This window comes from Brevibacillus sp. NSP2.1 (assembly GCF_000470975.2).
Taxonomy (GTDB): Bacteria; Bacillota; Bacilli; order Brevibacillales; family Brevibacillaceae; genus Brevibacillus; species Brevibacillus agri.
This window is the reverse complement of sequence record NZ_CP048274.1, coordinates 5,551,369-5,565,000: the sequence shown is the minus strand read 5'-3', so window position 1 is coordinate 5,565,000 and position 13,632 is coordinate 5,551,369. Positions and strand designations below refer to the sequence as shown.

The following is a 13,632-nucleotide window of genomic DNA, read 5'->3' as shown; positions in this document are numbered from 1 at the left end:
GCGAATGCGGTGAATTGCCAGTATATGTTCCTTTAGGTCGGCATCCTGCTCTACACGTACCTTACGAACCTTCTCCGTCGCCTTCCACTTGTAGTAGCCCGCCCGGGAGACCTCCGCTATTTCGCATAGCATGACCACAGCGTACTTGCGACTCATTTCTTCGATCGTCCTAAACCGGGTTTGCTTATCCAACTTCCCTCCCCGTGTAGATTTGGATTGAGCTTTTTTAGGTATTCGACCTGCGCTTTCAAGTAGTTGTTCTCTTCCTCTAGACTGCTGAAATACTTCTTGATCCATCGCCCTCTATAGTCTTCAAACGTTTCACCGTTTTGCCGTTTCTGTACCCACTCCCGAATCTGCGTCTTACTTTTAATTCCTAATTTCTCCATTATCATTGGGTAGCTCCAATGCTCCTCAACCCGCAAACGTACTGCTTCGCTCTTCGTTGCTTCGTCATATTGCTGCTGTTTTTGCCCTTTACGTGGCGGCATAAGAAAATCCCCTCCGGTCAACAGTGTTGATCTCATCATACCATGAGGTCTTTTTTCACTGTCTACCATGAGGGGATAATACCAAAGCGGCTCCCCCACTCCCGGCTTTTTAAGCGGAAGCGCCAATGTCTTTTGGCGCATGGTGAAACCCAAGCAGGAGTGGGAGGACGAAGCGAGGCGAAGAAATCAAAGTACTTTGGCTGAACCTTCGATTACATTCAGGGTGACGGGCGCTGTCTCTTCCGCTTCGTCTGTGGCGGCGGCTGCTTCCGGCGGAGGGGCGTCGGGAATGATGGCGGCAATGCGGTTGAGCGGGATGAGAATACAACTGCCGTAGCTTCCGTCAAGCTTCAGCTCGATGATGCCGTCGTCGACTCTTGTGAGCTGCCCCACCCGGTAAGGGCGGCTGTCTGGTCCCCAATCGGACGTGAGAATGACTTCGACTGTCCTGTTTTGCCTCATGCATTTGTACAGCTCTTTTCGCAGCCCTTCCACGCTTTCCTGCTCGGGCGTGGAAGGGCTGCGAAAAGAGCTGTACAAATGCATGAGGCAAAACAGGACAGTCGAAGTCATTCTCACGTCCGATTGGGGACCAGACAGCCGCCCTTACCGGGTGGGGCAGCTCACAAGAGTCGACGACGGCATCATCGAGCTGAAGCTTGACGGAAGCTACGGCAGTTGTATTCTCATCCCGCTCAACCGCATTGCCGCCATCATTCCCGACGCCCCTCCGCCGGAAGCAGCCGCCGCCACAGACGAAGCGGAAGAGACAGCGCCCGTCACCCTGAATGTAATCGAAGGTTCAGCCAAAGTACTTTGATTTCTTCGCCTCGCTTCGTCCTCCCACTCCTGCTTGGGTTTCACCATGCGCCAAAAGACATTGGCGCTTCCGCTTAAAAAGCCGGGAGTGGGGGAGCCGCTTTGGTATTATCCCCTCATGGTAGACAGTGAAAAAAGACCTCATGGTATGATGAGATCAACACTGTTGACCGGAGGGGATTTTCTTATGTCGCCACGTAAAGGGCAAAAACAGCAGCAATATGACGAAGCAACGAAGAGCGAATCAGTACGTTTGCGGGTTGAGGAGCATTGGAGCTACCCAATGATAATGGAGAAATTAGGCATTAAAAGTAAGACGCAGATTCGGGAGTGGGTACAGAAACGGCAAAACGGTGAAACGTTTGAAGACTATAGAGGGCGATGGATCAAGAAGTATTTCAGCAGTCTAGAGGAAGAGAACAACTACTTGAAAGCGCAGGTCGAATACCTAAAAAAGCTCAATCCAAATCTACACGGGGAGGGAAGTTGGATAAGCAAACCCGGTTTAGGACGATCGAAGAAATGAGTCGCAAGTACGCTGTGGTCATGCTATGCGAAATAGCGGAGGTCTCCCGGGCGGGCTACTACAAGTGGAAGGCGACGGAGAAGGTTCGTAAGGTACGTGTGGAGCAGGATGCCGACCTAAAGGAACATATACTGGCAATTCACCGCATTCGCCCATACTTTGGGTATAAACGAATGCGCACGGCTCTACGCAAAGAGGGACTACAAGTAAATACGAAGAAAGTTCGCCGACTGATGCGAGAATTGGGCATCCGCTCAGTGATCCGCAAAAAGCGTCCATTTGCCGGCCGCAAGCCCTCCATCGTGTTCAACAATGTCCTTAATCGCCAGTTCGCTGCGGACGAGGCTAGAAAGAAATATGTAACCGATATTACCTATATTCGAGTCGTCGATGACTTCATTTATCTGTCCGTGGTCCTGGATCTGTATAATAACGAAACGGTTGCTTGGGAAGTGTCGGAGAGAAACGATCTTGATCTTGTGCTGTCTACGGTGAAGCAACTGGGTAATGGAGATGCGATCCTGCACTCCGACCAAGGATTCCAGTACACTACCAAGACATACGCAAATCTGTTGCAAGAACAAGGGCTAACCGGAAGCCATTCCAGACGGGGGAACTGCTTCGACAACGCTTGTGTTGAATCGTTTTTTTCACACCTGAAGACGGAAAAGTTGTATCTGGAGAAACCAAGAGATATAGCTCACGCTCGCAAACTGATCGCTGAATACATCGAATTCTACAATACAGAACGGTTCCAGAAAAAACTCGGCGACCTCTCCCCAGTCCAATACCGGGAATCGATCGCCGCTTAAGATAGCGTCTTTTTTTAGTGTCTACTTGACGGGGCTATGACCAGGGTAAGGAGGCTTTTGTTTTTACACGACCAGACAGGCTTCGTGCTTCACAATTGCTAGTGAATTTTTTGTCGACAAGTTAGGCCGAATGACCGACAAGTTCCCTCTTGCAGAGCGGTCTCGGGGTAGACTAACATGATAAGGTACCTGATCCAGGCGTTGGAGTAGGCGAGGCAAGGTTATGAAGGAGAATAGGCATGAAAAAAATTCTAATCTTTTCCGCTTCCATCGGTAACGGTCATAATCAGGCAGCGAGAGCGATGCAGGAAAGCCTGGCTGAGAATGGTTGCACCTCCATGATAATTGATACGTTGGAATATATCAGTCCTACATTTCACAAGATTTTGTTGGAAAGTTACATGAACCTGCTGAGATTGTCGCCGAAAATGTGGGGGAGAATTTACCATAACACCGAAAAAAGCCGTTTTTTTGATATGAACGTCCTGATGAACAAGCTGTTGGCAAACAAGCTGAAAAAGCTGATTAACAGCGTTCAACCGGATGCCTTTATTGCTACGCATCCTTTTGCCAGTTGCATGCTGTCTGTGCTGAAGGGCAGAAATGACTGGACGGAACCGATCTACACGATCATTACCGACTATACGATCCATCCCTCATGGATTAATCATCACATCAATTATTACTTCATTGGACATGAACAGTTGTACTATCTGGTCGACATTTACCGACAAGATCACCAGAAATTCATTCCGATGGGGATTCCGATCATGCGCAAGTTCCGCATGCCGCTTGATGCCAATGAGATCAAGCAAAGGCTTGGACTCGCGCCAGAGCAAAAATGCATCCTTCTCTCCGGGGGAGGTCTCGGCCTCGGTTCGATGGAAAAAGTTCTCGATGGACTGGAAGCCATCAACCTTCCGCTGAAAACATTTGTCATGACCGGAACCAATGAAAAGCTGTACAAAAAAGTGACGAATAAAACGTACCGTCATGAGGTAGTCCCCCTCAAATTCATTAACAACTTCCATGAGTATTTGGAGGTTGCCGATTTGATCGTCACCAAATCCGGCGGACTGACATCTGCCGAAGTGATGAGCAAGAGGGTGCCCATGATTATTTACAACCCGCTGCCAGGACAGGAAGAGAGAAACAGCCACTTCCTGCTAAACAACGGCTGCGCCGTACACGCCAATTTGTCCGAGCAGCTCATTTACTTTATCGATGAATTGTTGCACAGTCCGTCAAAAGTTGACTACATGCGACGGATGGGGCAAAAAATATCAAAGCCGGATGCCGCCCAGCGCATCGCAGAATTTATTTTGGATGATATGAGTATGCTGCAAGCAACCACTAACGAAAGTTCGTAGAACGGGCTAACAGGGGGAAGCGCATGAGTATGCCGTTTGCCATTTTCTTTGATATGGATGGCACATTGCTGCAGACGGAGAAGTTGTCGACGCCCGCTTTTTTGCGGACATTTGAGCGATTGAGAGAAAAAGGCTTGTGGGCAGGCGAGACGCCAAGCGAGGAAGAGTTGGTCAACGTGCTCGGACTGACTGTCGAGCAGGTCTGGAAAAAGCTTTTGCCAGGCGCAAATGAAGAAGCTGTCCGCGCGGCGGATGCTTTTTTGCTGGAAAACGAAATTGCTTTGCTCAAAGAAAAAGTGACCGATTTGTACCCTGGCGTGAGGGAGACGTTGGAACAGCTCCACGCCAAGGGGATTCCGCTGTTTGTCGCGAGCAACGGACAGAAGGAGTACATTGAAGCCATCTGCCAGGAGTATGCACTCAATCCGTTGCTGACGGATTTGTACTCGGCGGGACGGTTCCGCACGCGCTCCAAAGTGGATCTGGTAGCCAAGCTCATCGCCGACTACCAGGTAGAACAGGCGGTCATGGTAGGCGACCGCCATTCCGATGTAGAGGCAGGAGTAAAAAACGGCCTGTTTACCATCGGATGTGACTTCGGCTTCGCCAAGCCAGGAGAACTGGACGGGGCAAATGTCGTCATTACGCAGTTTCCGCAATTACTGGATCATTTGCCGGCAATCGACACCAAATCGCAAAGACTGACATAAACCATTCCTTTAGAGGAGTGGTTTTTTCTGTATAAAACATAAAACGCTTCGACAATTCATGAGCCGAGACGTGCCGCTTGCCGTCGACAAAACGGTCGTGCCGTTACTGTTTTGGATGGTTTCAAGCGCCCGCCTTTTGCCCACACTAGAAAGTGTATCGATCACTTGCAAGCGCGTCGCAAACCCATTATAATTAAAGTCAAAGATAGTCAAAGTCAGTAGCAAGCACATACACATATGGAATAGGAGGCGATGACTTGCGTAACATCTCGGACATCATTGAACAACACTTAAAAGGCATTTTGACACAAAGTCCCAATGGCTCGATCGAGATCCAGCGTAGTGAGCTTGCCGACTTATTTCAATGTGTGCCGTCTCAAATCAACTACGTCATCAATACGCGATTTACGGTACAAAAAGGGTACATTGTAGAGAGCAAGCGTGGGGGCGGCGGCTATATCCGCATTCGCAAGGTGCAGATTGTGAGCAAGGCGCGATTGCAGGAATTGCTGACCGAAGAGCTGATTGGCGAAAGCATCTCGCAGAGTGTAGGGAACGCGATTGTAGAGAGGCTGCAGGAAGAAGGTTTGGTCAACGCCAGAGAAGCAGCCTTGATGAAAATCGCCACCTCCCGAAATGTTTTGACTCTGGAGTCTGAATTACGGGATCGTTTGCGGGCAAATATTTTAAAGCAGATGATTGCGGCTATCTTGTTGAAGTAAATGAAGCATGTGTTAGGGGGTAGGATGTAATGAACTGTGAGGAATGCGGAAAACGACCGGCGACACTGCATTTGACGAAAATCGTCAATGGTGAAAAAACCGAATACCATATTTGTGAGCATTGCGCTTCCGAAAAAGGGGACGTCTTTACCGGATTTCACAACTTCAGCATCAACAATCTCCTGTCAGGACTGTTAAAATTTGATCCCATGCAAAAAAACGGACGCGAGCCTGCGCCCAGCAAGCCGCTCCGCTGCGAAACATGCGGACTCACGTATGCCCAGTTCAGCAAAAGCGGCCGATTTGGCTGCAGCGATTGCTACACCTTCCTGGGTGACCGGCTCGATCCGTTGTTCCGCCGCATTCACGGCAATACGCAGCATAGCGGCAAGGTTCCGGAACGCACAGGCGGGCAGTTGAAAATCCGCAAAGAGCTGGAGCAGCTAAAACGTGCGCTGCAAAACCACGTCGCCAGCGAAGAGTTTGAAAAAGCGGCTGAAATGCGCGACCGAATCCGTGCGCTGGAACAAAAAATCGCTCAATCGTAACAAGGGGAGGTAAGCTGGTCATGTCACAAAAGCAGTTTATGCAAAACCCGTGGAGCAATTGGATGAAAGGAGAAGGTCCTGATTCCGATATCGTCATCAGCACACGGCTGCGCATCGCCCGAAACCTGCGCCAGCACCCTTTTCCGTTATTGGCAACCGACTCGCAAGGCGAGGAAGTCGTCAGAAAGGTAACGGAAGTGAGCGAATCGGAGGCCATGCGCAAGCGCCAGCCGCTGCAGGTTCTCCATATGGACCAGATCAATCCGCTGGAAAAACGGGTGCTGGTGGAAAAGCATCTCATCAGTCCGCACTTGGCGGAGGAATCGAGAAAAGGCGCTGTGCTCCTGAGTCCTGACGAGTCTGTCAGCATTATGGTGAACGAAGAGGACCACATTCGGATTCAGGTGCTGTTGCCAGGGTTTCGTTTGAATGAAGCATGGGAAATAGGAACCAAAATAGATGATATTTTCGAGAAGCATCTGAACTTCGCGTTCGATGAGACGAGAGGCTACCTCACGAGCTGTCCGACCAACGTCGGTACGGGGATTCGCGCCTCTGTCATGCTGCATTTGCCTGCATTGGTGATGACGCAGCAGATCAGCAGAATTTTGCAGGCGATTAATCAAGTTGGTCTGGTCGTTAGAGGAATTTACGGGGAAGGCAGCGAAGCTCTAGGAAACCTGTTCCAGTTGTCTAACCAGGTCACGCTCGGAATGTCGGAAACCGATATTCTCTCCAACCTCTACGGCGTTGCCAGACAGATTATTGAGCAGGAACGCGTAGCACGTACTTATTTGCTGGAGCATACGCGCATATCTTTGGAAGACCGCATTTTCCGTTCTTACGGGATTTTGCTGTATGCGCGCACTGTGGAGTCCAAGGAAGCAGCCCAACGCCTCTCTGACGTCCGCCTCGGCATTGACCTTGGCATCATCCCGGGGGTATCGCCTCTGGTGATGAACGAGCTGCTGGTGACGACTCAGCCGGGCTTCCTGCAGCAGCATGCAGGACAAAAGCTGACGCCAGACCAGCGCGACGAGCGAAGGGCACGGTTGATTCGGGAGAGGCTCAGTGCGACAGGACCAGCATGATTGGCAAAACATAAGGCATCAACAGAAGTGAACCTATAGAGAAAAACACGGTTATACGGAGGTGTACGATATGATGTTTGGACGTTTTACAGAACGAGCACAAAAAGTACTGGCGCTTGCCCTGGAAGAGGCAGTGCGTCTCGGTCACAAAGATATCGGGACGGAGCATGTACTGCTGGGACTGATTCGAGAAGGCGAAGGGATTGCTGCCAAGGCTTTGCAATCGCTCGGACTTGGACTCGATAAAATCCAGAGCGAAGTGGAGTCGTTGATCGGACGCGGAACAGAGCAGTCCGGTAGTAATTACACGCCAAACTATACACCTCGCGCCAAAAAAGTAATTGAACTGTCCATGGACGAAGCGCGCAAACTGGGTCATACCTATGTGGGCACAGAGCACATCCTGCTCGGGCTGATCCGCGAAGGCGAAGGCATCGCCGCAAGAATCATGAACAACCTCGGCGTCAGCTTGAACAAGGCGCGTCAGCAAGTGCTGCAGCTTTTGGGCAGCTCGGAAATGATGGCGTCGCATCAGCCTTCCGGCGGCAATCCTGCAGCGAATACGCCTACGCTGGACGGATTGGCTCGCGACCTGACGGCAATCGCACGCGATGGCGGACTGGACCCTGTGATCGGCCGTCAAAAAGAAATCGAGCGTGTAATTCAAGTATTGAGCCGGCGCACCAAAAACAACCCGGTACTGATCGGGGAGCCTGGTGTGGGGAAAACGGCCATCGCAGAAGGTCTCGCGCAAAAAATCGTCAACAACGAAATTCCGGAGACGCTGCGTGACAAGCGCGTCATGACGCTCGACATGGGAACCGTTGTGGCGGGCACCAAATATCGCGGAGAATTCGAAGACCGCCTGAAAAAAATTATGGATGAAATCCGCCAGGCAGGAAACATCATCCTGTTCATTGACGAGCTGCATACACTCATCGGCGCAGGCGGTGCGGAAGGCGCGATTGACGCCTCCAACATCCTCAAGCCGGCTCTCGCTCGCGGCGAGCTGCAATGCGTCGGGGCAACCACGCTCGATGAATACCGCAAATACATCGAAAAAGACGCTGCGCTGGAGCGCCGTTTCCAACCGATTCAGGTGGATGAGCCGACGGCAGAGGACGCGATTCGCATCCTGCATGGCTTGCGTGACCGTTACGAAGCCCACCACCGTGTAAAAATTACCGATGAAGCCATCGAGCAGGCAGTGAAGCTGTCTGACCGTTACATTACCGACCGTTTCCTCCCGGACAAGGCGATTGACCTCGTCGACGAGGCAGCGTCCAAGGTGCGCCTGCAATCGTTCACGGTTCCGCCAAACCTCAAAGAGCTGGAAGGCCGTTTGGAAGAGGTGCGCAAGGAAAAAGACGCGGCTGTGCAATCGCAGGAGTTTGAAGAGGCGGCGGCCCTGCGCGATCAGGAACAGAAGCTTCGCGAAGAACTGGACAAAACGAAAAAAGACTGGAAAGAACGCCAAGGCCAGTTGAACATGGAAGTGACGCCAGAGGATATCGCGACTGTCGTCGCTAGCTGGACGGGAATCCCTGTTCTGAAGCTGAAGGAAGAGGAAACAGAGCGCCTCCTGAAAATGGAAGAGATTTTGCACGATCGCGTCATCGGTCAGGACGAAGCGGTCAAATCCATCTCCCGCGCGATTCGCCGTGCCCGTGCCGGTCTGAAAGACCCGAAACGCCCAATCGGTTCGTTTATTTTCCTCGGCCCGACAGGCGTGGGGAAAACCGAACTGGCCCGTGCCGTGGCAGAGACGCTGTTTGGAGACGAGGACGCCATGATCCGCGTCGACATGTCCGAGTACATGGAGAAACACTCCACTGCCCGTCTGGTAGGGGCTCCTCCAGGGTATGTCGGCTTTGACGAAGGCGGCCAGTTGACGGAAAAAGTGCGCCGCAAGCCGTACTCCGTCATCCTGCTGGATGAGATCGAGAAGGCGCATCCGGATGTTTTCAACATTTTGCTCCAGGTGCTCGATGACGGCCGATTGACGGACTCCAAGGGCCGTACCGTAGATTTCCGCAACACCGTCGTCATCATGACCTCCAACGTCGGAGCCAGCATGATTAAGAAAAACACGACACTCGGTTTCACCACCAACGATACCGAGAAAAAATATCAGGATATGAAGGACAAAGTCATGGATGAGCTGAAAAAGAGCTTCCGTCCGGAGTTCCTGAACCGCATCGACGAAGTCATCGTGTTCCACTCCTTGGAGCAGGAGCATATCGAGCAAATCGTATCGCTGATGACCGACGAGCTGCGCAAGCGTTTGAAAGAACAAAGCATTGATTTCCAATTGACGGAAGATGCCAAAAAGCTGCTGGCAAAAGAAGGCTTCGATCCAGCGTACGGGGCGCGCCCGCTGCGTCGTGCCATTCAGCGCCATATCGAAGACAAATTGTCGGAAGAACTGCTCAAGGGCAACATCAGCAAGGGCGACACAGTCAACATCGAGGCCGAAGAAGGCAAACTGGTCGTCAAACGACTGGAAAAAACAAAATCGTAAGCTGGGCGAAAAGCATCATGAAGAATGCCTCCTGTTTTGGGAGGTATTCTTTTTTTGGCTGCACAACTATGATAAAAGTAGAGAAGAAAATCCAAGTGAGGGTAGCGATTATGGCAAAGTATAAAACGAAATACGCGTGTCAAGAATGTGGCTATGAATCGCCAAAATGGATGGGAAAATGCCCGGGCTGCAATAGCTGGAATACATTGGTGGAAGAAGTGACAGTCAAGGCGGCGCACCGCCACGAAGGGCTGAGCGGCGGCACGCGCCAGTCGGCTATCCCTTTGACGCAGGTAGCCAGCGAAGAAGAGCCGCGCATGGATACGACCATTGGCGAGTTGAACCGCGTGCTCGGGGGAGGGCTCGTCCCAGGCTCGCTCATCCTGGTCGGCGGCGATCCGGGTATCGGCAAGTCCACACTGCTGTTGCAGACCTCTTTTGCTCTGGCTCATCAGGGGGCCAAAGTGCTGTACGTATCCGGGGAGGAGTCCGCGAAGCAGATCAAGCTGCGCGCAGACCGGCTGCATATGCAGACGCCCCCGATGTTTGTATTGGCAGAAAATGATTTGGATTTGATCGAACAGCATATTAATCAAGTAGACCCTCATGTGTTGATTATCGACTCGATCCAGACCGTGTTCCATCCCGCTGTGCAGTCTGCGGCCGGAAGCGTCGCGCAGGTGCGCGAGGCGACGGCCCAGTTGATGCGGATTGCCAAGGGCAAAGGAATCTGTACTTTTATTGTCGGCCACGTGACCAAAGAAGGCTCGATCGCAGGTCCTCGTATGCTTGAACATATGGTGGACGCAGTTCTCTATTTTGAAGGCGAGCGCCACAATACGTTCCGGATTTTGCGCGCTGTCAAAAACCGTTTTGGTTCGACAAACGAGATCGGAATTTTCGAGATGAAGGATCGCGGTCTGGAAGAGGTCGCAAACCCTTCCGAGATTTTTCTGGCTGAGCGTCCCTTCGGCGTGGCTGGCTCCACCGTCGTAGCCAGCATGGAAGGCACCCGTCCAGTCCTGGTGGAGCTTCAGGCACTCGTGGCACCGACCAGCTTCGTTACGCCCCGGAGAATGGCTACAGGCGTCGATCACCAGCGTGTGGCGATGATTATGGCTGTTTTGGAAAAGCGCATGGGCATGATGCTGCAAAATCAGGACGCGTATGTCAACGTGGCCGGGGGCGTCCGCCTGGATGAGCCTGCTGTCGATTTGGCGATCGCCGTCAGCATCGCCAGCAGCTTTCGCGACCATGCCACCAATCCGCACGACGTCGTGATCGGGGAGATTGGCCTGACAGGAGAGGTGCGGGGCGTATCGCGCATTGAACAGCGCGTGCGGGAAGCGCACAAGCTCGGCTTCAAACGCGTGATTATACCGGAGAAAAACATTCGCGGCCTGGATGCGCCAGACGACATTCAGGTGATCGGCGTCAGCAATATTGCAGATGCTTTGAACGAGGTGATAAGGAGGTAAGGGCGGAATATGCAGGAGAACACGAAAAGAACTCCGCAGTTCGGCGATGTGCTTCGTTTGGTCGCACCAGGGACGCAGCTTCGCGAAGGGCTTGAAAATGTTTTGCGCGCCAAAACTGGCGGCCTGATCGTCGACGGCGGTTTTTCCATCAATTGCGACTTTTCTCCTGCCCATTTGTATGAATTGGCGAAGATGGATGGGGCGATTATAGTAAGTGAAGATGCCAAACGAATCTTGTACGCCAATACCCAACTGTTTCCGCCTGCTTCCATCCACACCAGCGAGACAGGTACTCGGCACCGGACTGCGCAACGGACAGCGATCCACACGAGCTACCTGGTCATCGCCATATCCCGGCGGGGTAATGTCATCACCTTGTACCAAGGAAATTTCCGCTATGTGCTCAATGAGATCAGCGTTATTCTCGCCAAGGCTAACCAGGCAGTATCCACCCTGGAAAAATACAAGGCGGTGCTCGATCAGGCATGACCAATCTCGGCGCACTGGAATTTGAAGAGCTGGTCACCTTGCACGAAGTCGCCTCTGTCTTGCAGCGAATCGAGATGGTGCTGCGGATCAAAACGGAGATTTCCAAGTACATATGCGAGCTGGGAGCAGAAGGCAGGCTCGTCAGCATGCAACTGGAGGAGCTTGTGTCGAATATTGAGGAAGAAGCGCAAATGCTCATTCGCGACTCCGCCAAGGACGTGGCGCATGCTCCAGACGCAGTGCTGCGCGAGATGAAAAGCTAAGCTCCGAGGAAGTGCTGGAGCTCGGGTCTTTCCTGCGTGTTCTCGGGTTTTCCGCGAGTGCCAGCATGCTGGAAGAATCGGTGTCGCCAAGGGGATACCGGATTTTGTACAAAATTCCCCGACTGCCACTTTCCATCATCGCCAATTTGGTCGAGCATTTTCATTATTTGCCGAGAATTATGATGGCGACGATTCAGGAATTAGACGAGGTGGAAGGAATTGGCGAAGTGCGCGCCCGGGCTATCAAGGAGGGCCTGAAACGGATTCAGGAGCAAGTGTTCATTGACAGGCACATTTAAAGTAGAATAGGATAAAGGCATTATTTGTTATTCAACATTTGCCCAGGGGACTTGAAAGCAACAGCAAGTTTGACAGGATACACTGTCTCCTCTGCAAAAGAAATCAGGAGGTAGTCTATGTTCGTGAAATCGTTGCCGAACATGCTAACCGTAAGCAACTTGTTTCTGGGAGTCTTGGCAATCATACTTGCGTTTCGAGGCGATCATTACGTCGATTACGCGGCGATTACGGTCATCATCGGTATGCTGGCGGACGGACTGGATGGACGCGTCGCTCGCATGCTGAATGCGCAAAGTGAATTCGGAAAGGAACTCGACTCGCTTTCTGACGTCATTACGTTTGGGATAGCTCCGGCTTTCATCATGTATGTTGTTGTCCTGCAGCACTTCGATTGGCTTGGGATTCTCGTTACCGCCATCTTCCCGATCTGTGGTGCGCTCCGTCTGGCCAGATTCAACGTCCAGGCCGGAGTTCCGGGATATTTCATCGGGCTGCCGATCACGGCTGCCGGTGGCGTGCTGGCCACGCTGGCCCTGTATCATCAAGTTTTCAATCCGGTACTGCTTGCGGTAAGCATGCTGCTTCTGGCTTTCCTCATGGTATCGAAGGTCAAGTATCCGAACTTCAAGAAGGTCGGGATTCCAAAATCGGCCTACTGGATTACGCCGATCATCATCGCCATCGTCGTTGTGGTTGCGATCAAGTATCCGCAGCAGTTTCCCAAAATCGTCTTCCTGCCGCTTGCTTTCTATGCCCTGTATGGAATAAAAAAAAACGTTGACTTTCTCGTCAAAAAATTACGCAAGCGCAAGAACAAGGAAGAAGAATCTGTGCCATTTGAATAAGCCAGGCAATGAAAAAACCCGCGCTGCGATGTGCGGGTTTTTCGCTTTTGGATGCAACTTTTTGTAGGGTTCATTCGTAATACGAGTGTGGGGTTAAGAAAGATTGAACACACCCAGCGTATTCAGCCGGTTCGATTCTTTTTGCAAGACGTCCTCCAGCTTGATGTCTGTAATGTTGCACAAGGCGGTCAGGTAAAAAAGATTTTTGCCAAGCTCTGCTGTGACTACGTCGCGACAATGCTCGCATAGTGGGCCGTTAAAGTGAGTGTCCAGATGGGACTTGTTCTCCTCCAGGTTTTTGCTTGCGTCGTAGGTTTGCTTTTTGGCTACCACTTCAACACAGCCGCATTCGGTGATGGCTTTCGTCAGGGAGCGGTTGATGCGAGACGCCGTTTCCTGAACTTTGGACATGACGTCCAGTACGCTTCGATGTCGGATCAAAAGCTCGGATACTTGTGCTTGAAAGTCGTCTACATCTCGTTTGTCCATATCGATTCACCTCTGCTTTAAGCTGTTCGTATCGTCACAATTTTCGCTCATTGTGTTACTGCCATTATAAGAAGGGAGTCTGGCCGCTGTCAATTTGCCTGGGAAGGAAACAGGTGTTTGAGGTTGACGAGAAAATGGCAACTATGTTAAAATTTTTG

The 13,632-nt window shown here is 51.6% G+C and carries 12 protein-coding genes and 2 pseudogenes (1 of these 14 only partly in view); 11 read left to right on the top strand and 3 right to left on the bottom strand.

Features of this window, described 5'->3' with window-relative positions:
* Positions 1–491: pseudogene (locus M655_RS28420) on the bottom strand (IS3 family transposase) (its annotated part extends 153 nt beyond the left edge of the window); the annotation flags it as partial.
* Between the two features lie 186 nt (positions 492–677).
* A complete protein-coding gene (locus tag M655_RS27450) occupies positions 678–986 on the bottom strand; it encodes a hypothetical protein (RefSeq protein ID WP_286085943.1) in 309 nt (102 codons plus the stop codon).
* A gap of 49 nt (positions 987–1,035) precedes the next feature.
* Between M655_RS27450 and M655_RS27445 the strand changes: the two genes are divergently transcribed.
* From M655_RS27445 to pssA, 11 genes and pseudogenes are all read left to right on the top strand, one after another.
* On the top strand, positions 1,036–1,311 hold the full coding sequence (locus tag M655_RS27445; protein WP_286085942.1) for a hypothetical protein: 276 nt from the start codon (positions 1,036–1,038) through the stop codon (positions 1,309–1,311).
* A 186-nt stretch (positions 1,312–1,497) separates the two neighbouring features.
* A protein-coding gene (locus tag M655_RS27440) for an IS3 family transposase (protein ID WP_502708132.1) occupies positions 1,498–2,648 on the top strand; the annotation gives its coding sequence in 2 pieces (ribosomal slippage) (positions 1,498–1,756 and positions 1,756–2,648; 1,152 coding nt in all).
* 239 nt (positions 2,649–2,887) lie between these two features.
* The gene (locus tag M655_RS27435) at positions 2,888–4,018 is read left to right on the top strand and encodes an MGDG synthase family glycosyltransferase (protein WP_005828915.1); all 1,131 of its coding nucleotides are present in this window, start codon (positions 2,888–2,890) and stop codon (positions 4,016–4,018) included.
* 23 nt (positions 4,019–4,041) lie between these two features.
* Positions 4,042–4,728 (top strand): HAD family hydrolase, encoded by a 687-nt coding sequence (locus M655_RS27430; RefSeq protein ID WP_026556990.1) that lies wholly within the window; start codon positions 4,042–4,044, stop codon positions 4,726–4,728.
* A gap of 257 nt (positions 4,729–4,985) precedes the next feature.
* Positions 4,986–5,450, top strand: a complete 465-nt coding sequence (locus M655_RS27425; RefSeq protein ID WP_025845270.1) for a CtsR family transcriptional regulator — start codon at positions 4,986–4,988, stop codon at positions 5,448–5,450.
* Between the two features lie 29 nt (positions 5,451–5,479).
* Positions 5,480–5,998, top strand: a complete 519-nt coding sequence (gene mcsA, locus M655_RS27420) for a protein-arginine kinase activator protein McsA (protein ID WP_005828912.1) — start codon at positions 5,480–5,482, stop codon at positions 5,996–5,998.
* A 20-nt stretch (positions 5,999–6,018) separates the two neighbouring features.
* The gene (gene mcsB / locus M655_RS27415) at positions 6,019–7,089 is read left to right on the top strand and encodes a protein-arginine kinase McsB (RefSeq protein WP_005828911.1); all 1,071 of its coding nucleotides are present in this window, start codon (positions 6,019–6,021) and stop codon (positions 7,087–7,089) included.
* Positions 7,090–7,159: 70 nt separating this feature from the next.
* Positions 7,160–9,610 carry an ATP-dependent Clp protease ATP-binding subunit gene (locus M655_RS27410; RefSeq protein WP_005828910.1) on the top strand — a complete coding sequence of 817 codons (2,451 nt, stop codon included), beginning with the start codon at positions 7,160–7,162 and terminating at the stop codon, positions 9,608–9,610.
* 110 nt (positions 9,611–9,720) lie between these two features.
* Entirely contained in the window at positions 9,721–11,088 is a 1,368-nt protein-coding gene (radA, locus tag M655_RS27405) for a DNA repair protein RadA (protein WP_005828909.1), read from the top strand.
* 9 nt (positions 11,089–11,097) lie between these two features.
* Positions 11,098–12,139 (top strand): annotated as a pseudogene (gene disA / locus M655_RS27400) (DNA integrity scanning diadenylate cyclase DisA).
* Between the two features lie 117 nt (positions 12,140–12,256).
* The gene (pssA, locus tag M655_RS27395) at positions 12,257–12,985 is read left to right on the top strand and encodes a CDP-diacylglycerol--serine O-phosphatidyltransferase (RefSeq protein WP_005828908.1); all 729 of its coding nucleotides are present in this window, start codon (positions 12,257–12,259) and stop codon (positions 12,983–12,985) included.
* A gap of 93 nt (positions 12,986–13,078) precedes the next feature.
* Here pssA and M655_RS27390 read toward each other — a convergent pair whose 3' ends face one another.
* Entirely contained in the window at positions 13,079–13,474 is a 396-nt protein-coding gene (locus M655_RS27390) for a nucleoside triphosphate pyrophosphohydrolase family protein (RefSeq protein WP_005828907.1), read from the bottom strand.
* Between the last annotated feature and the right edge of the window lie 158 nt (positions 13,475–13,632).